The following is an 18727-nucleotide window of genomic DNA, read 5'->3' as shown; positions in this document are numbered from 1 at the left end:
ATGAATAAAGAAATTAAAATTGCACTGGTTGAAGACGATGAAAACCTGCGCTTTTTAGTTGCAGAGCGTTTAGAGTCTGAAGGGTATAAAGTTTTAGAAGCCAGCAATGGCGACGAAGCTGAAAAGATGATTTTGGCCGAGCAGCCTGATATTGTATTGTTAGACTGGATGTTGCCAGGCAAACAAGGCGCCGAGGTTTGCACCAACGTACGTAACAAAGGCTACGAGGGTATTGTAATCATGACAACCGCCAAACAACAGGATATTGACAAAATAACCGCGTATGGTTTTGGTGTGACAGATTATGTAACCAAGCCCTTTAACATGGATGTATTGGTAGCGCTGATTGAAAACAAGATCAAGTTTACGCTGAATAATGATAAGTCTGAGACTTATACTTTTGCCAATATGGAGCACCATCCCAATACGCACCTGCTTATTCGCGATGGCCGCAAAATAGAATTGACAATATTGGAGAACCGCATTCTGCTATACTTCCTGAAAAACAAAAATAAGGTAATAAACCGCGAAGAGCTAATGATGGAAGTATGGGGCTATAACGCCGATGTCAATACCCGTACGCTGGATATGCATATTGTGCGCCTTCGCAAAAAGATAGAAACCAATCCCGATTATCCGCAATACCTGCAAACTGTGCGTGGTGTGGGTTATAAGTTTGCTTATCAGAGCTAGTACCAAAGAATTATATATTTTGACGAATCCGGCGGTTTGATAAAAGCTCGCCGGAATTTTTTTGTTTCTGATAACTATGTCATCCTGAACTTGTTTCAGGATCCCACAGGATAGGTTGCCGCCTGCTAAGCATGTGGGATGCCGAAACAAGTTCGGCATGACGTTACGGAGTCTAAAGTCAAGCCACTTTCCGCAGAGCCATCGACAAAATAAAATCTCCAAAAAAAGTGCGCTCAGCAACAACGTCATAATGTTTGTCTTTGAACCGCTTGTTAATATCAGGCAACACCGAAGTTTCAATACTGCACAGCGCCCGAAAAAACAAAAACATACTTCGCAGTAACACATTTTGCCACCACTTGCCGGTGAGCTGGAAATCAGTATTTAACCAAATGCCTTGTGGTTTTAATAACTGATGCAAATGGCTGAACACTTTTTGCAGCGTATCTTCCTTAAAGTTATCAAACAAAAACGGGGTAAAAACTACATCAAACTTTTGATGGATGGCAACAGCTTCGACCGGCGCGTTGATAAATGTTACCTGATTTTGCCCCCAGTTTCTTTTTTTAGAGAGCGCCATCATATTGGACGATATTTCGACGTAGGTGATTTGCAGCCCGGATGAATATTTCCTGGTTAATTCTTCCAGTATCCACCCTGTACCGCCCCCGGCCAAAAGTACAGATGAGTTGGGCGGTATATACTGCAGCAAATAAACCTGAGCCCTCACCAAAGCATCGCCATATACCACTTTCGACAAGCAGTCATAAAACCAGGCCGAATTATCATAGTTTGATGCCATGGGTGAAGTTATCTTAGCAAAGGCTTATGCCAAAATCAAGCCGGCATAACGTAATTAAATGCCAGTAACATTATATATTGTAATATCAGCACACCATCTAAATAAAAAAAGTAATAATATTCATTTCTTTTCCACTCAGATTTAAAGATGAGCCAGCCGGCCAGTAACGCGGTAATAGTAAGCGAAATAAAATTGGCATTAAAACCATTGTTGCGGTATAAAAACAGAAAGATGATATATCCGGCCAATAAAAACTGGCAAAACAAATAAGCACGTTTTTCGCCCACTAATACGGGAACCGTTTTAAGACCAGACTCGCGGTCTTCAAACAAATCGCGAATATCAAAGGGGATAGTTAGCGCGGCTATCAGTAAAAACCGTTTTGCCAACAAAATCGTGGTATCGCGCATGGAGATATTGGTAAGATGCATGTCCTGCGCTTCAAAAATAGGGAGGAGCACAGTGCTGGCAGTCCAAACCAGGGTGATTAAAAATTGCTTTAATCCTGGTATGTTGCGCAGGCCAAACTTGTGTTCGCCCAAAGTAAATAGAGGCAGACTATACGCTATTGATATAAGCCCCAGGAAGATCAGTAATAATCTGGATGCTGTTGAAACCAAAAAAAACAGCGGGATAAGCGATAACGCCGACACAATGGTAAAGGTGATCATTAACCTGTGATGAGCGAAGAACCATTGGGTTCGACGATTGTCGGTACGAGTTAGCTGTGGCTTGTACAATAAAATGGATAAATTGTAAACGCCAATAGTTGATACAAAAAGTAAGGCAGATACGGTATAAACAGGTTTCGCACCGATTAAATAAAACGTCACCGCCCCTTGTGACACCGCACACAATGCTATGAAAACATTGCTGAAGAGTATAAAGTCAAAAACAGAATTATATAGTTTTTTCATTTACAGGCTAGCCGCCACTCTTTAAACCTTTTGAAGTGACGGGTCATGAGCAGATCGAAGTGTAAATATCGTAATCTCCGGCAAAATTCCAACCCTGCCCGGAAAACCTAAAAAGCCGTAACCCACATTTACGTATAATTGTTGCTGCCCCTCGCGGTAAATACCCGCCCATTCTTTGTAGACATACTCCACCGGGCTCCATTGAAATTGCTCGGTACGTACGCCAAATTGCATACCGTGTGTGTGTCCTGCAAACATCACATCTATCTGGGGGTAATGCGGTAGTATTTGCGCCCGCCAGTGCGATGGGTCGTGCGATAAAAGCAAGCGTACCGGCAGCTCTTCAGTGCCTTTAACAGTTGGCTCCATTTTGCCATACTTGGGAAAGCGGGTAAGCTCGCCCCAGTTTTGACACCCCAGAATACCTATTTCTTCATTACCTACTTTTAAGCGCCTGTTTTCATTAAGCAGTAAATCCCAACCCATATTTTTATGAGTAACAATGAGGTCATCCAGGTTTTTCTTTTTGGCTGCTAATGATGGCCAATTTTTATAATAGTCGCCATAATCGTGATTGCCCAGTATAGAGAAAACCCCCAACGGCGCTTGTACTTTTTTGAAGATATCCTGGTAACCGTAAACCTCGTCGGTACGGGCATTCACCAAATCGCCGGTGAAAAATATAACGTCCGGTTTTTGACCCAGCAGCATTTCAACCCCACCCAGTACCGCCTTTTTATTATAAAAGCTGCCAGAGTGAATGTCAGAGATCTGCCCGATGATCATGCCGTCAAATGCCTTTGGCAGGTTGGGCAGGTAAAGATCTTGTTTGATGACATGATAATCATAGGCTCCTGCAAAAATACCCGCACCTATACCCGCTAACGGTACCACACCGGTTACCAGGCCTGCCTTCATCAAAAACTCAGAGCGGGGCATGGTGTTTTGTGCTGCCCTGTTTTTGGATTGTTGTTTGCGCTTTGCTATCAGCCGACGGATATCATCGGCCACTACAAATGGAAAGAAGGTTGCCTTCACAATCATCAGCACAAAAAACAGCAGTAAAAAACCCGCCCGTACACCTACAGGCAGGTTTACATAGATACCGCAAATGGTGCCTATAATAATAACTAATGATAGCAGCGTATAAGCCGGTCTGAATAATTTGTGACCAACTGTTCGCTTATTTTTAAACGCGGCAATAAAGCCATGATATAAATACTGATCAAATAAAAACAGGCCTGCGCCAAGCAAAATTATGGTAAACAGCTGACTTTGCATCGTGGTTAATAACGACGATCGTCATCTATGTCCAGATCGTCATCGTCATCTGGCTGCAAATTAAATAAACTGTTAAACATATCCGAAAACGCAAAGCCATTATCTAAAAATCCTTTGCTTAATTGCGAGAACTCGGCCAGGCCGTGCAGTACAAACTCCATTAAGATTAATTGCTGACTTTCTACCAAACGCGGATGGAATTGTTTAACCAGCTCTTTCAGGCCGCTTACTGATGTTAATACTTTTTTGTATTCCACTAAAGGCAGATCGTCCAGAACGGCTAACGTATTGCCATCGCTAAACCAGTTGATGATCTCGGCATATGGGTTTGCGCCTTTTGATTTTTTTGCTTTTTCCGGATCAGGGAAAAATTTAAGCAGCAAAGTCTTGATAGCTTTACCAATCAGGATATTGGCTACTTTAGCCGGGCCTTCCAATTCACCCTCGTAAACCAGTTCTATTTTGCCGGTTATGGCCGGAATGACCCCCAGAAAATCAGCAATGCGCACAAATGTTTTATCCTCATGATTAATGATCATCCGGCGCTCGGCATTGCTGATCAGGTTTTCATAAGCCGATATTGTTAAACGTGCTGAAACACCCGATTTTTTATCGATATATTCAGAGTTACGAGCTTCAAAAGCTATCTGTTCAACCAGGTCTTTTACCAGGCCGTCGGCCTCAACGGTGGCGCGTTGTTCTTGAGTAAGAGTAGCTTCCTGTTGGGTGATCTTGCGCGAAATTTCGATCGAGCGCGGGTAGTGGGTCAGTATCTGACTCTCGATACGATCTTTCAATGGTGTAACAATAGAGCCGCGATTGGTGTAATCTTCAGGGTTTGCAGTAAATACAAACTGGATATCCAACGGCAAGCGCAATTTAAAGCCGCGTATCTGGATGTCTCTTTCTTGTAAGATATTGAATAACGATACCTGTATACGCGCTTGCAGGTCAGGTAATTCGTTAATCACAAAAATCCCGCGGTGTGCGCGTGGAATCAGCCCGAAGTGAATTACACGCTCGTCTGAATAAGTAAGTTTCAAAGTAGCCGCCTTGATCGGGTCGACATCTCCGATCAAATCGGCAACGGTAACATCAGGCGTAGCCAGTTTTTCGGTATAGCGCTCGCTTCGGTGTATCCAGCCGATAGGGGTATCATCACCTTTTTCCTTAACAATGCTGGCCCCAAACCACGATATGGGGTTCAAAGGGTCGTCAAACAGTTCTGAACCTTCAATATAAGGTACATACTCATCAAGTAAGTTTACCAATAAGCGGGCAATACGGGTTTTGGCTTGTCCGCGCAAACCCAGTAACAAAATATTGTGGCGCGACAGGATAGCAGTTTGAAGATCAGGAATAACGGTGTCCTCAAAGCCTACAATACCTTCAAAACCGCCCTCTTCTTTCTTCTTTAATTGGGTAATTAAATTACGGCGAAGCTCGTCTTTAACCGATTCGCTTTTGTAGCCGCTGTTTTTAAGTTCGCCTAAAGTTTTTATATCAAGTTTGTTCATAAGTCTTTTTTAATGCATTTGTCATCTCGAACGATAGTGAGAGATCTATACATATATGTGTCGCGTTTGCTTAGCATGTGTATAGATTTCTCCCGATGGTCTAAATGACAATATGTTATATTTTAATCATCTGCAAATTTACGCATCTGCTTATCAGCACAATTACCTAACATTCTTCCTTCGGTTCCTGGCGTAGTCTTCAAAAATGTATTCGCCCAGGTTATTCAATGAGCTGTAAAACGCCTTGCCGCCATTGGTTTCAGTAAACTGTCGCACAAACTGCTGCAGGTAAGGGTCTTTTGCTATCATAAATGTGGTTATAGGTATTTTAAGCCTTTTGCACTGCGCAGCCATGTTAAGCGTTTTATTGACCACCTTACGGTCAAGGCCGATGCTGTTTTTATAATAACGGGCGCCTTCCTTTAAACAGGTAGGCTTGCCGTCGGTTATCATAAATATTTGTTTATTTGATGTTTTACGACGGCGCAGCAAATCTGTAGCCAGCTCCAGGCCAGCGTAGGTATTGGTATGGTACGGGCCAACTTGCAGATACGGCAGATCCTGCAAGGTAATCGGCCAGGCATCGTTACCAAACACTACAATATCCAGGGTGTCCTTTGGGTATTTTGTGCGGATCAATTCGGCCAGTGCCATAGCAACTTTTTTGGCCGGCGTGATACGGTCTTCGCCGTAAAGAATCATGGAGTGAGATATGTCGATCATTAGGACAGTAGAGGTGAGTGTTTTATAATCCATTTCCTCCACTTCCAGATCGCGCTCAGTCATCATAAAATCGCCGATGCCGTGATTAACCTGGGCGTTATGAATAGACTGAGTCATATCTATCTGATCCAGACTGTCGCCAAATTCAAACTCGCGGCGTTCGGCGTTGCGTTCATCGCCCTGTCCGCTTTGTGGTGAGCGGTGATTGCCTTTGCCCGATTTTTTGAGTTTGCCGAATATTTCTTCCAATGCCGACTGACGGATACTTTGCTCGGTTTTAGCCGTAATGTTATAGCCGCCGTTTTGGTTATCGTCGCTCAGATAACCTTTTTGTTTCAGCTCGTCAACGAAATCGCCGATACCATAGTCGTCATTGGTAATTTTGTACTGCTTGTCCAGTTCATTAAGCCAGGCCAAGGCCTCACCTGCATCGCCCGATGTATAATTGAGCAACTCCAGGAACAGCTTTAATAATTCTTCGAACCCGCCTTTGGGAATTTGGTTGGGTGTAAACTTCGAAAATCCGAAACCACGCATATTTTGCCTTTCTAATATAAAGTAACGCATTATTTTGCGCAAAAGTTTACTTGACGAGCTTATAAAGTTCAATTGTTAACCTTCCGTGACAAAGGGCGGGCTAGCTATATTTAGTCAGGCAATAGCGGCCAAAGTGTTTTGTTTCACGCAGATGTGAAACAATTGAAACAAATTGAAACAAGTGAAACGTTAATGTATTGTAACCGCTTGAAGAATAGTTTGTTGTGTTTTTTATATGAAACAAGATGAAACAGAGTGCAACAAAATTGTTATTATATTTAACATATGTACGAAGACACTCAACTCCAAAACAACACCGCCATTCACAACTTTGAAATATTTGTGGACGGCCACCGGGCTTTTATAGATTACCAGTTGCGCGACGGTGTATACTTTCTTATCCATACCGAAGTGCCGCGCGAGCTTGAAGGCCACGGCGTAGCCGCCGCCCTGGTTGAAAAAGTATTTCATTTTCTGGAAGACAACGGTTTTAAAATGGTGCCTTATTGCGCTTACGTTAAAGCTTATTTGAAACGACACCCCGAATGGGAGCGGTTAATTTATAGTTAGATGAGCAAGGTACGGCGCATATTAACCTTATTTTTGCTGATGCCGGTCTTAGTTTCGGCGCAAAAGGCTTACACCGCGGTCAAATATAAGGCTATGCCGGATACTCATGAATTCTATTTTACCCTGGGCAGTGGTTATCTGGCTGCCAGTAAGATCAAACTTGTGGCCGGCGGTAAATCTGTATTGTTTTATCCTGATAGCAATTTACCTGATGATAAAGACCAACTAGCTTTCCGGGCCAATGGGCATTCAGACTACTTTATCCTGAACAACATGCTGGAAAGTTACGACAGTTTGCCCCAAATTATCATTGCCAGATATTGGACGAACAAACGATGGCGGATTATTAAGTTAGTTTTAAGCCGGTAATTATCGCGCAGCTATTAAATCAACTATACCATCAACGTATCTGGGCGTAGCGCCTCGTTTGCTGGCTACATAAGCCCCAACGGCGCAAGCGCGCTCTAATATTTGCGGTATTGGCAGCTTATTAAGTAAACCGGCTATAAAGGTAGCCAGAAATGAGTCGCCGGCGCCTACAGTATCTGCTACGCTTACCTTAAATCCGGGATGCTCATAAAATTCATGATCATGCCATACCATAGCGCCATCTGCACCGCGGGTAACGCAAATGGTTTGTGCATGATATTTTTGGCGGAACTCATTAATCTTGTCCTTCAGGTCGCTTTTTTTATTATTGATAAGCAGGTCTATTTCTTCTTCGTTCATTTTTACCACATCGGCACGAGCCGCCAGCGTCTCAATAGTCTGCGAGGTATAATGCGGGGCACGCAAGTTAACGTCGAATATCTTCAGCGCTTTGGTATCGTTCAATAAATTTAACAGCGTATTACGCGTAGTGGTGCCGCGGCAAACTAAGCTGCCAAACACAATAGCTGTAGCCTCTTTGGCACAGCGGCTAAGATTTGCTTTAGGTTTAATATTATCCCAGGACACCGGCTGCGGAATGACGTAAGTGGCGTGACCTTGAGCATCAAGCTGTACCGTTACCTCACAGGTTGGCAGCGTTTCGTCGCGTTGTATCAGTTCATTAAAAAGGCCGTTGTCTTTCAAAAAATTTACCAGATCGTTTCCCGAGCTGTCAGTGCCTACACTGCTGGCAAAAGCCACACCCGCACCCTGCTGGTTTAAATGGAAAGCCACATTCATGGTAGCGCCGCCGGCCACTTTTTCTTCGCCAAAGGTGTCCCACAACACTTCACCAAAACATAGTATATTTTTCTTCATAAAACGGATTTGAACCTGCGCCAAAGCTAACAGTAAATCGGTATATTTAGATCATGAAAAAATATTTGCTCGTATTTGTATTGATCATTAGTACATTAAGCCTGGCAAAGGCCCAGGACAGGCAGGCCATCATCAACGTTATGAATACCCAGCGAGAGGCCTGGAACCGCGGTGACCTGGAAGGTTTTATGCAAGGTTACTGGAAGTCAGACTCACTGATGTTTGTCGGCAAAACGGCTCCAACTTATGGCTGGCAAAACACGCTTAATAATTATAAACGTGGTTACCCGGATAAAGCAGCCATGGGCGTGCTAACTTTTGATATCCTTAAGGTTGAGGTGCTGGATACAAAAAACGCTTTTGTTTTTGGTGGCTGGCACGTAAAGCAGGCAGCTAAAATGCTTGAAGGATATTACACGCTTTGGTTTAAAAAGATTAACGGAAAGTGGATGATTGTTTGTGACCATACAAGTTAACGAGAAAGCACTGTGACTTGATTGATAAAGAAACCTGGTTATTCCTCCTCTCATTGATGAGTATTCCTAGTTGTGCAGATGGTCCCGCTCATGGCCGCGGGAGGCCTAGTACTTTTTCCTTAGATGAAAAAGCACCAAATACTTAGCGCAGCGATCTCATTCACAACAAAAATAACAACCTGTGAATAAATCAAGCCAATCCAATCGCTTCAGCCGCACAGGCCATACTCCCGGCCCGGTGGATTGGCAGGCCTTTACGCTTGTTTTTTGATTTTCTTCAATTTTAGCGCTATGCTCAATGTGTGCACCAGTGTCAGCTGTGCAGCTTCGGACGGAAGCAGGTAAAATAATGGTGGCCCTGTGCGGTTGCAGGGCTGTCGGGAATGTTGACTGAAGCGTAGGCTCTGTGCGACAAATGGCGGCAACAGGCCCCTGCCCTGGTTTTACCTGCTTTGCGGGGCAAAGGCCTCAGAGCGCAAAGAAGCATCACAGCTGACTTGATTTTTGGTTCTTTTGATCAAGCAAAAGAACAAAGCCCACCCGCGGCGATTGAGCGGGACGATGCACAAACTAGGGATACAGCTTAGCATGTGCAAAAATCCGACGACTTCCCAATTAGAAAACTATCTCGGTAACCCCGCAGCCAACGCCTTATCAGCACGCTTAACCGCCAGTTGTTCCCGATAATTAGCGTAACGACCCTTAAAGGCCATTTTCAACACACTATCAAAAGCCCCCTTAATTGCCAGATTATATACACTGGCGATTTTACGCGCAGGCGAAGCGTCCCAGGCCCGGAGGCTTAACGAGTAGCCGCCAGTAACGTATTTCATCCAATGCCAGTAGCCGGTGGGCATGAAAAGCGTGTCGCCGTGCTCCAGGAATACCTCGATACCTTCAATCCCATTCAATGCCGGGAATTTTTGAATGTCGGGTTTGGCTACATCATAATCCTCAAGTGCGTACGTGGCATTGGGGATACAGTACAGCCTGCGTTTCCATTTATTTTCAAATAAAATGATATGCTTTTTTCCGCCAAAATGAGTATGAAAAATATGGGGCAGGTCTATGTCATAATGTAAAAAGGTAACCGAGTCTGATCCGCCGAAGAACATAGCGGGCATGCTTTCCAGAAACCCGCCCATTAAATCTTTTGGTAGTTCAATATCGTTTAAAAGCTGAGGCGCTTTTTTGAAAATATTAAAAAAGAAAATGCGCAACTCAGTAGGCTGACTCATGATGAGGTCAATATACTGGTTGAACGGCATTTGGGTTGTAGCCGAGTTGATAGGTTTTGACGGATCGGCTTTGGCATTATTATACAGGGGGACAATCTGGCTGCCGACAACTTTTTTTAAGTATTCGGGCGTCCATTTTTGTTTAGCGGGCCAGCTGGCTGTCAGGTTTTTAATTACCAGCGGACGGCGGGCATCTAAATAATTCTTCTTGAAATCTTGCGGAGAAATGGTATCTACAGTATCAATCGCACTTAGTTTAAAACACATGTTTTTGTTGATCGGCAAGTATCATTCTACAAAAATATTTTGCAGAATATACCTTGATACAACAAATTAACAGATTTAAAAAATGCTGTATATTAAGCTATTGTTATGGTTTGGTAATGGGGAGGTGTAATTGCAGGGGTGTCATGCTGAGGTTCTCGAAGCATGAGCGCAAAGGCCAAATTGCTTCGTATAGGCCGACGCTCACCCTTCGAGAGCTTCAGGGTGACACCCCTCGATTTAAATAAGATTTTTACCTCGGCTCGCCTTCGGCCAATGCTTTACCGGCACGTTTAATGGCCAGTTGCTCTTTCCAGTCCATATAGCGGTTTTTAAAGTTTTTCTTCATTACATCGTCAAACTTGCGCTGTATAGTTAGGTTATATAAACTTTTAGCTTTTATGGCCCATGATTTATCCCAGGCACGCAATGATATAGAGAATGAACCGTCCAGGTATTTCATCCAGTGCCAGTAGCCGGTAGGCATAAAAAGAGTATCGCCATGTTCAAGAAAGGCCTCAATACCTTCAATGCCGTCAAGCGCCGGGAACTTGGCAAAATCAGGATTCTCAATGTCGTAATCCTCTAACGCGTAAGTAGCAAATGGAATTTTGTACAGGCGCTCGCTCCATTTATTATCAAACAAAATAACATGCTTGCGGCCGTTAAAGTGTGTATGGAAAATATGGGCAAGGTCGATATCATAATGCATAAAAGTGATGGAACCTGCACCGCCAAAAAACATATTGGGGTATTTATCCAAAAAGCCGCCCATCAAATCGCTGGGTGCGCGGTAGTCATCCAGCAGGCCGGGAGCATGTTTAATGGGGTCAAATAAAAAAATGCGCAGATCGGTGGGTTCTTTCTGGATCAGGTCGATATAGTCGGCAAACTTCATTTCGGCAGCCGATGCGTTGATGGGTTTTGAAGGGTCGGCTTTTGAGCTATCGTATAACGGAACTGTCTTGTCACCAACAGTTTCCTTTAAATAGTCAAAGGTCCATTTTTGTAAAGCGGGCCAGCTTTCGGTCGCTTTTCTGATAACGAGGGGCTTGCGCGGCTTTAAATAATTATTAACAAAATCTTCTTTAGATATTGTGTCAACCCTGTCTATAGGAGTTAAATTGATGCCCATTTTGCAATTAATTAACACGCAAAACTAATCGAAAGCAGGAAATTAGGAAAATTGGAAAGCGGTTTTATGAGATTATACTGACAAAAAAAGCCCGGCGCAAATGCGCCGGGCCACCCTTTTGACTGAGTTTGTCTCAGTTATTTATGGCTGCGGTTTCCAGTTCGGCTAACGAACAACGCCAACTGCTTACCGCTAAACCATAAGCTCTTTATTTAGGCATCAGTACAGTATTTACTACATGAATAATGCCATTACTCTGGTTTACATCGGCAATGGTAACCCATGATTTATTGCCTTTTTCATCAACCAGGTATAATTTCTTGCCATCGGCTTTTACCCAAAGCTTGCCGCCTTGCACGGTGGTTAATTCGCCCTTACCAGCTTTAACTTTTGCCCATAAGTCGGCTGCTGTTAATTTGCCCGCCACCACGTGGTACGTCAGGATTTTGGTAAGGGTTGCCTTGTTCTCAGGCTTTACTAAAGTTTCCACAGTACCTTTAGGCAATTTGTCAAAGGCTTCATTTGTAGGTGCAAATACGGTAAATGGGCCTTTTCCTTCTAAAGTTTCAACCAAACCGGCCGCTTTAACCGCAGCAACTAAGGTGGTGTGGTCTTTTGAGTTCACGGCATTTTCGACAATGTTTTTGGTAGGATACATAGCCGCGCCGCCAACCATTTTGGTTTGCGCATAAGTGTTAGGAGCAATAGCGATAGCCGCAAGTGCAAACGCTGTAATGATGAATTTTTTCATGGTTTTATTGTTATTTGTTGTTTGATGGAAAATACGGCAGCGGTTGCACGGCGGATTGTTTTTTGTTATAACTCCCGGTTGTAACTACTTGAAAACCAAGCGGCATGTTAATGCGTAAATGCGCGCCAACTGTATAGTTTTGGGGATACTAATGTCTAAAAAAACAGCTCGGCGGCAATGTGGTCGGCGTAGAGTTTGCCGGTGGGGGTAAGCGTGATAATATTTTGATTTTGAGTAATCCAGCCTTTGTCAAAATACGGGGTCGCCGTTTTGGTAAGCTCAGTTGCCGCACCTGCGGCGATGTTGTTCAATGCTTCCAGATCTAAACCCCAACTGGTGCGTAACGAGGTCATGATATATTCATTAAGGCGGTTGGTTTCAGTTAATTCCTCAATCTCGGCAGGCAGTTGATCAGTAAATATCGACTGGATATATTTAGGATTATTGGCGATATTCCACTGCCGCACTTCACCATTGTAAGAATGTGCCGAAGGGCCTATCCCCAGATAACTCACGCCCCGCCAGTAATTGGAATTATGGCGGCTGTAATGGCCGGGTTTACAAAAATTAGAGATTTCGTAATGTTCAAAGCCTCGTGTTTGCATGGCCTGCATCAGGTAGCTAAACTGTTCGGCGCTTTGCTGCTCATTCATAGCCGGCTGCTTATGTTGGCGGATGAATGAGGCCAGTGCCGTTTGCGGCTCCACGGTCATGGAGTAAGACGAAACATGCGGAACTTCCAGCTCAAAAGCTTTATCCAGGTTGTGTTTCCATTTGGCATCGGTAAGCAGCGGATAGCCATAAATCAGATCGATCGTAATATTTTCAAAACCGGCATCCTGCGCGCGTTTTACAGAAGCCTCAGCCTCATGTGCACGATGTACACGGTTCATCCACAGCAAATCCTCATCAAAAAATGATTGTATGCCAATGCTGAAACGGTTCACCAGTGTTTGGCGCAGGCCCTGTATCCTGGCTTTGTCCAGATCGTCAGGATTAGCTTCTAAAGTGATCTCAGCATTTTCGGCAACGGTATGCAATTGCGTTATGGTATCGAGCAGCAAATTAATATCGGCAGGCGGCAGAATGGAAGGCGTGCCTCCGCCAAAATAAATGGTCTCGATGGTTTGGCCTTGCAAATAATCTTTTTGTATATGCAGCTCTTTAACCAGCGCCTGCAGCAGGTCTTCCTTATATTTTAACGAGGTACTGAAATGAAAATCACAGTAATGGCACGCCTGTTTGCAAAAGGGGATATGTAAGTAGATGCCAGCCATGCTGCAAAGGTACGCTTTCTGAATAAATGGAAATAATTTTGACCTGACTCTTGCTTTAATCGTTTAAAGTAATAATTTTGGCCTTACCAATTATTAAAATCTCGCCATGAAAAAAGTAGGACTCAAGGATATTGCCGAACACGTTGGTGTGTCCATAGCCCTGGTGTCGTATGTTTTGAATGGACAGGCCGAGCAAAAGCAGGTAAGCAAAGAAAACGCCGAACGCATTAAAAAAGCTGCCGAAGAGCTTAATTATCGACCCAATCAGATAGCCAAGAGTTTAAAAATGCTGAAAACGCATACCATTGGTTTGGTAGTGGCCGATATTAATTACCGTTTTAGCACCGGTATTACCCGGGCTATTGAGGCTGAGGCTAAAAAAGCTAATTACACGGTATTATTCGGTAGCTCGAACGAGAGCGAGGATAGTTTCGAGGAACTGGTAAACGCGCTCATTAATCGCCAGGTTGACGGGCTAATCCTGGTACCGGTAGAGAATTCGCAGCCACAGATTAAAATGTTGCAAAAATCGGGCGTGCCATTTGTGCTGCTGGATAGAAATTTCCCTGAGATACAGGCAAATCACGTAACGCTTAATAACCACAAAGCCGCATATGATGCTACGGCTTACCTAATCAAACAGGGCCACAGGCGCATTGCGTTTTTTAATTATCAAACAAGTTTTTACCATCTGCATCAGCGCAACCAGGGTTATCTGGATGCTTTGAAAGATTATGGTATAGCTTTTCAGGATCACTGGTTACAACAGGTGTGCAGCAGCGACAGGGCAGCAGATATTAAGCGCGGACTAGACCTGATCCTGAACCACTCCGAACCTTGCGACGCCGCATTTTTCGCTACCGATACGTTGGCAATCAATGGGTTGAAATATCTGAACAAACAAAACGTAAAAATACCTGAGCAGCTATCAGTAATGAGTTTTGATGAGTCAGAAGCCTTTGAGTTGTTTTATTGCCCGGTTACGCATTTACAACAGCCACTGGAAGCTATGGGCAAAGCAGCGGTTGATACGCTGATAGGTTTGATAGACCATAATAAAATTAACCGGCAATTGAGCTTAGAATCGACGCTTGTTATAGGACGTTCATGTAGGGAATAAATTTTTTTGACAAATACTTTAAACGTTTAAAGTTGTTAACATGCTGAAAACTAAAACCAAATTATAACCCAAAAAAGAAGATAAATGGAACCAACAAAAAACAGATCAAACGTGCTGCTCATCTCGGTGGTGGCGGCTACGGGCGGCTTGCTCTTTGGCTTTGACACCGGGGTAATATCCGGTGCGCTGCCCTTTATGAAAGAGTACTGGAAACTGCCCGACTCCAGCCTGGAATGGGTAACTACCACTGTACTTATCGGCGCCGTAATAGGCGCTGTCAGCAGTGGTAAACTGTCAGACTACCTGGGCCGCAAAAAAATGATCATCGTTAACGCCATCATTTTTGCCATAGGGGCCGTAGGTTGTACCTATGCCAACGACATCAATTTCCTGATGGTGATGCGGGTTATCATCGGTGTTGCAATTGGTATTACATCTTATGTAGTACCCATGTATATTGCCGAGATAGCCCCAACCCGCCGGCGCGGGGCTATGGTAACTTTAAACCAGTTGATGATCACTATCGGTATCCTGGTATCGTACATTACCGATTATTTGCTGGGTAACGATGCCAACCTGCAATCATGGCGCTGGATGTTTTTTGTCGGACTGTTCCCGGCGCTGATCCTGCTCATCGGTATGTTCTTTTTACCCGAAACGCCGCGCTGGCTTATCAGCAAAAACCGCTGGGCCGAAGGCGAGGCTGTGCTCAACAAGGTCGAAGATCCCGATCTGATCCGGCAAACGCTGTCCGATCTGAAACGCGACATAGAACTCGATAAACACCAGGCGGGCAGCAGCGAGATATTGAAGCCATGGCTGCGCCCGGCTTTGATCATTACTGTTGGGATATTCTTCTTCCAGCAGTTCTCAGGGGTAAATACCATCATTTATTATTCGCCCATCATCTTTAAAATGGCAGGTATAGTAAGTAATACCGAATCTATTTTACCGGCCATTATCATCGGTACGGTCAATGTGCTGGCTTGCTTTCTGTCGGTGATGTTGCTGGACAAAGTTGGCCGTCGTAAGCTGTACATGATCGGTATATGGGGCATGATCCCTTCGCTTGCTTTACTAGGTATCTGCTTTCATTTTAAGGAGGCATTGGGTGCCAGTTTGCCGATTTTTGCCGTGCTTAGTATTGTATGCTATATCATTTTTATTGCGATAAGTCTGGCGCCGCTGGGCTGGCTGCTTATTTCAGAAGTGTTTCCGTTAAACGTCCGCGGGGTGGGTATGAGCATTGGCTCTTTGTCGCACTGGGGGTTCAACGCTGTTGTTGCCTTTACTTTCTTTAAGTTGGTGAATGCCTTTGGGGTATCGCAAACGTTCTTTTTCTATTCGGGCATTTGTTTAATCGGTATGTTTTGGGGGCGGATTTATATTCCTGAAACCAAAGGTAAATCGCTCGAAGAAATTGAGGCGCACTGGCGAAAGGGAGGCAGCCCGAGGGATTTGTAAACTAATAATGCAATAGAAAAAGCAGAGGCTGTGCGATTCCCTCCCTCGGGAGGGGAAGGGAGGGGTTTAAACGATGTACACACGTAGCGGCGAAACCCCTCCCTTCCACCGCGCAAGTCAACACACCCCTCCCGAGGGAGGGGATTAAAATGATCATATAAAACCACACACATGAAAAAATACATCCTACTATTAGCCCTTGCCGTAGGAGCCATCAGCCTGAAGGCCCAAAAGCTCGGTGTTAAGTACGACCCAACCATCCAAGCCACCAAAAACCTGCAGTACTGGCGGCCAAAAGGCAATTTGTTTGTAGGCGATTGCATGCCCTTTTACAAAGACGGCCAATTCTCGATGTACTGGCTGCTTGACTCGGCTCATCATGCCAGCCTGGGTGGTTTAGGCGGCCACCAGTGGGCTTTGAGTACCACTACAGATTTGAAAAATTGGAAACAGGAGCCCATTGTATTGGGTATTGACGAGCAATGGGAAAAATCGATCTGTACAGGCTCGGTTGTTTATTACAAAGGCAAATACTACGCTTTTTATGCTACGCGATTAATTAACGATGGCAAGGTCAACGAACAGTTAAGCTATGCCATTAGTAAAGACGGCATCCATTTCGACAAACAAAAGCCAAATCCGTTTTACACCTCGGCGCCGGGTTACAGCAAGCGCGATTTTCGCGACCCTAAAGTTTTTGTGGACGATAAGACCGGCGAATTTCATTTGTTTGTAGCCAGCTGGAAAGAGAACACGCCTTTGCGCCACGAGGGCGGCAGCCTGGTGCACATGGTATCAAAAGACCTTAAAAACTGGACCGTGCTTGATCCGGTATTAACCGGTCAGCCTTCGGTACCTGAATGCCCTGATTACTTTTTGTGGAATGGCTGGTACTACCTGGTTTATGGCGATAGCGGCGATACTTACTATGTGATGTCACGCAGCGCGTACGGGCCGTGGCAGGAGCCGAGGTATCAAACCCTTAACGAGCAATGGGTTAACGTGGCCAAGACTGCTGCCTTTAAAAATGGCCGTAGGATAGTTGGCGCGTGGATGCCGAGCCGCGATCAGAATAAAGACAACAACGGTGAGCGCTTTGGCGGCAATATGGTTTTTCGCGAATTGCTCCAGGAACCGGACGGTACATTGTCAACCGGTTTCCCGGAAGAGATGATCCCTGCTACAGGCGTACTTGTAAGTTTAAATATAAAAGATGATGGCCATACTAAAGCCGATGGTATGGGTGGTATAACAATCCGTACCACCAGCGGTATCGGCTCAGCACATGCCGACAATATCCCGGTTAATTGCCGTATCACTATGGAGATCGATCCTGCCTCAATTGCTGATTACGGTTTTTACCTGCGTGCCGACGATCAGGCCGATCATGGATATCGCGTTAGCTTTTCACCACACGACAAAACCGTATGGCTCGGTAACACGATGATTCGCGCGGTTGACGGATTGGACAAGCCGGTTAAGCTGGATATTGTGATGAAGGATGATATTATCGATATGTCCATCAACAGAAAACGTACTATTGTAAACCGTTGTCCTGAGCAAAAAGGCACGCAATTGTATTTTTTTGCCAAACATGGAAATGTTAAGTTTAAGTCGGTAAAAGTTAGCGCGCTTAAAGAAGACTGATATGCTGTTAGGATTTGATATTGGCGGTACCAAATGTGCCGTGGTTCTGGGTCGGGAGCGGGGCGATAGCTTAGAGATCGTCGATAAAATAGCCATGCCCACGGTGCAACCGCCTTATGCTATGATCGAGAAGCTATTTGTTACGGCCGATGAGTTGCTGGCAAAGCACCATTTAACTAACGCCGGTTTGCAAGGTATCGGCATCAGTTGCGGCGGGCCGTTAAGCAGCAAAAAGGGCTTGATCCTATCGCCGCCCAACCTGCCCGGGTGGGATAATATCCCGATAGTAAAAATGACGACTGAACGCTTTGGCCGTAATGCCCTGCTGCAAAATGATGCCAATGCCTGCGCCGTGGCCGAGTGGAAATACGGTGCCGGGAAGGGTTACGAAAACGTGATCTTTCTGACTTTTGGCACCGGCATGGGTGCTGGCCTGATCCTGAATGGCAAACTCTACTCAGGTACCTCAGATTTTGCCGGCGAGGTGGGCCACCTGCGCCTGTCGGACATGGGGCCGGTGGGTTTTGGCAAGGCCGGCTCGTTCGAGGGTTGGTGCAGCGGTGGTGGCATAGCCCAATTGGCGCAAATCAAAGTGCGCGAAAAACTACAAGTAGGAGAAAAGGTAAGTTTCTGTACAGGTATGGACGAGTTAAGTCAACTTACGGCAAAGACAGTAGCAGAAGCGGCATACCTGGGTGACGAAACGGCGATAGATATTTACAACACTTGCGCTGAGTACCTGGGCCGCGGTCTGTCGTTGCTGATTGATATATTGAACCCGGAGGTGATCATTATGGGTAGTATTTACGGTCGCGCCAAATCTTTGCTGGATGAGTGGATGATGCAGGTCATTCATCGCGAATCTTATGTAGGTGCTCATGAGGTTTGCCGGATTGTTCCAGCCGGATTGGGGGAGAGTATTGGTGATATGGCGGCTTTGAGTTTGGCAGTGATGAGTGGGGAGTAGAATATATCCGGATGTCATCTCGAACGAAGTGAGAGATCTATACATAGACCAGAATTGCGCGTGTATAGATCTCTTCTGTTGGTCGAGATGACAAACTTTA

General features: G+C 44.9%; 18 protein-coding genes. 8 read left to right on the top strand and 10 right to left on the bottom strand.

The window, feature by feature from the left end; genetic code table 11:
• Complete coding sequence (locus ACFS5N_RS18430) at positions 1–693, top strand: response regulator transcription factor (RefSeq protein WP_377189201.1); 693 nt, start codon at positions 1–3, stop codon at positions 691–693.
• A gap of 178 nt (positions 694–871) precedes the next feature.
• Here the strand turns inward: ACFS5N_RS18430 and ACFS5N_RS18425 are convergent, their stop codons facing one another.
• The 5 genes from ACFS5N_RS18425 to ACFS5N_RS18405 all read right to left on the bottom strand — a co-directional run bounded on the left by ACFS5N_RS18425 (position 872) and on the right by ACFS5N_RS18405 (position 6470).
• Positions 872–1495, bottom strand: coding sequence for a class I SAM-dependent methyltransferase (locus ACFS5N_RS18425; RefSeq protein WP_377189198.1), 624 nt, complete (start codon positions 1493–1495; stop codon positions 872–874).
• Positions 1496–1530: 35 nt separating this feature from the next.
• Positions 1531–2412 carry a UbiA family prenyltransferase gene (locus ACFS5N_RS18420; RefSeq protein WP_377189195.1) on the bottom strand — a complete coding sequence of 294 codons (882 nt, stop codon included), beginning with the start codon at positions 2410–2412 and terminating at the stop codon, positions 1531–1533.
• 21 nt (positions 2413–2433) lie between these two features.
• Positions 2434–3693, bottom strand: coding sequence for a metallophosphoesterase (locus ACFS5N_RS18415; protein ID WP_377189192.1), 1260 nt, complete (start codon positions 3691–3693; stop codon positions 2434–2436).
• Positions 3694–3698: 5 nt separating this feature from the next.
• The gene (locus ACFS5N_RS18410; protein ID WP_377189189.1) at positions 3699–5210 is read right to left on the bottom strand and encodes a sigma 54-interacting transcriptional regulator; all 1512 of its coding nucleotides are present in this window, start codon (positions 5208–5210) and stop codon (positions 3699–3701) included.
• Between the two features lie 162 nt (positions 5211–5372).
• The gene (locus ACFS5N_RS18405) at positions 5373–6470 is read right to left on the bottom strand and encodes a vWA domain-containing protein (protein ID WP_377189886.1); all 1098 of its coding nucleotides are present in this window, start codon (positions 6468–6470) and stop codon (positions 5373–5375) included.
• Between the two features lie 285 nt (positions 6471–6755).
• Between ACFS5N_RS18405 and ACFS5N_RS18400 the strand changes: the two genes are divergently transcribed.
• Together ACFS5N_RS18400 and ACFS5N_RS18395 are read left to right on the top strand one after the other, a co-directional pair.
• Complete coding sequence (locus ACFS5N_RS18400) at positions 6756–7040, top strand: GNAT family N-acetyltransferase (RefSeq protein ID WP_377189186.1); 285 nt, start codon at positions 6756–6758, stop codon at positions 7038–7040.
• A complete protein-coding gene (locus ACFS5N_RS18395) occupies positions 7041–7409 on the top strand; it encodes a hypothetical protein (RefSeq protein WP_377189183.1) in 369 nt (122 codons plus the stop codon).
• On the opposite strand, the gene ACFS5N_RS18390 is transcribed toward ACFS5N_RS18395, so the two are convergent.
• Positions 7410–8288 (bottom strand): carbohydrate kinase family protein, encoded by an 879-nt coding sequence (locus tag ACFS5N_RS18390; protein ID WP_377189180.1) that lies wholly within the window; start codon positions 8286–8288, stop codon positions 7410–7412.
• Positions 8289–8341: 53 nt separating this feature from the next.
• Here ACFS5N_RS18390 and ACFS5N_RS18385 point away from each other — a divergent pair, with 53 nt between their 5' ends.
• A complete protein-coding gene (locus ACFS5N_RS18385; RefSeq protein ID WP_377189177.1) occupies positions 8342–8764 on the top strand; it encodes a YybH family protein in 423 nt (140 codons plus the stop codon).
• A gap of 623 nt (positions 8765–9387) precedes the next feature.
• On the opposite strand, the gene ACFS5N_RS18380 is transcribed toward ACFS5N_RS18385, so the two are convergent.
• The 4 genes from ACFS5N_RS18380 to hemW all read right to left on the bottom strand — a co-directional run bounded on the left by ACFS5N_RS18380 (position 9388) and on the right by hemW (position 13429).
• Positions 9388–10269 (bottom strand): cupin-like domain-containing protein, encoded by an 882-nt coding sequence (locus ACFS5N_RS18380; protein ID WP_377189174.1) that lies wholly within the window; start codon positions 10267–10269, stop codon positions 9388–9390.
• A 250-nt stretch (positions 10270–10519) separates the two neighbouring features.
• Complete coding sequence (locus tag ACFS5N_RS18375; protein ID WP_377189171.1) at positions 10520–11401, bottom strand: cupin-like domain-containing protein; 882 nt, start codon at positions 11399–11401, stop codon at positions 10520–10522.
• 208 nt (positions 11402–11609) lie between these two features.
• A complete protein-coding gene (locus ACFS5N_RS18370; RefSeq protein WP_377189168.1) occupies positions 11610–12152 on the bottom strand; it encodes a fasciclin domain-containing protein in 543 nt (180 codons plus the stop codon).
• Positions 12153–12307: 155 nt separating this feature from the next.
• Positions 12308–13429 (bottom strand): radical SAM family heme chaperone HemW, encoded by a 1122-nt coding sequence (hemW, locus tag ACFS5N_RS18365; protein ID WP_377189165.1) that lies wholly within the window; start codon positions 13427–13429, stop codon positions 12308–12310.
• Positions 13430–13535: 106 nt separating this feature from the next.
• On the opposite strand from hemW, the gene ACFS5N_RS18360 reads away from it, so the two are divergent.
• From ACFS5N_RS18360 to ACFS5N_RS18345, 4 genes are all read left to right on the top strand, one after another.
• A complete protein-coding gene (locus tag ACFS5N_RS18360) occupies positions 13536–14549 on the top strand; it encodes a LacI family DNA-binding transcriptional regulator (protein WP_377189162.1) in 1014 nt (337 codons plus the stop codon).
• Between the two features lie 84 nt (positions 14550–14633).
• The gene (locus ACFS5N_RS18355) at positions 14634–16013 is read left to right on the top strand and encodes a sugar porter family MFS transporter (RefSeq protein WP_377189159.1); all 1380 of its coding nucleotides are present in this window, start codon (positions 14634–14636) and stop codon (positions 16011–16013) included.
• Between the two features lie 171 nt (positions 16014–16184).
• Entirely contained in the window at positions 16185–17660 is a 1476-nt protein-coding gene (locus ACFS5N_RS18350) for a family 43 glycosylhydrolase (RefSeq protein ID WP_377189156.1), read from the top strand.
• Position 17661: 1 nt separating this feature from the next.
• Positions 17662–18627 carry an ROK family protein gene (locus ACFS5N_RS18345; protein ID WP_377189153.1) on the top strand — a complete coding sequence of 322 codons (966 nt, stop codon included), beginning with the start codon at positions 17662–17664 and terminating at the stop codon, positions 18625–18627.
• Positions 18628–18727 lie beyond the last annotated feature (100 nt).

The sequence above is a fragment of the Mucilaginibacter ximonensis genome, from assembly GCF_042686265.1.
GTDB classification, from domain to species: domain Bacteria; phylum Bacteroidota; class Bacteroidia; order Sphingobacteriales; family Sphingobacteriaceae; genus Mucilaginibacter; species Mucilaginibacter ximonensis.
Note: the sequence above shows the minus strand (reverse complement) of the source record. Positions and strands in the feature narration are given on the sequence as shown.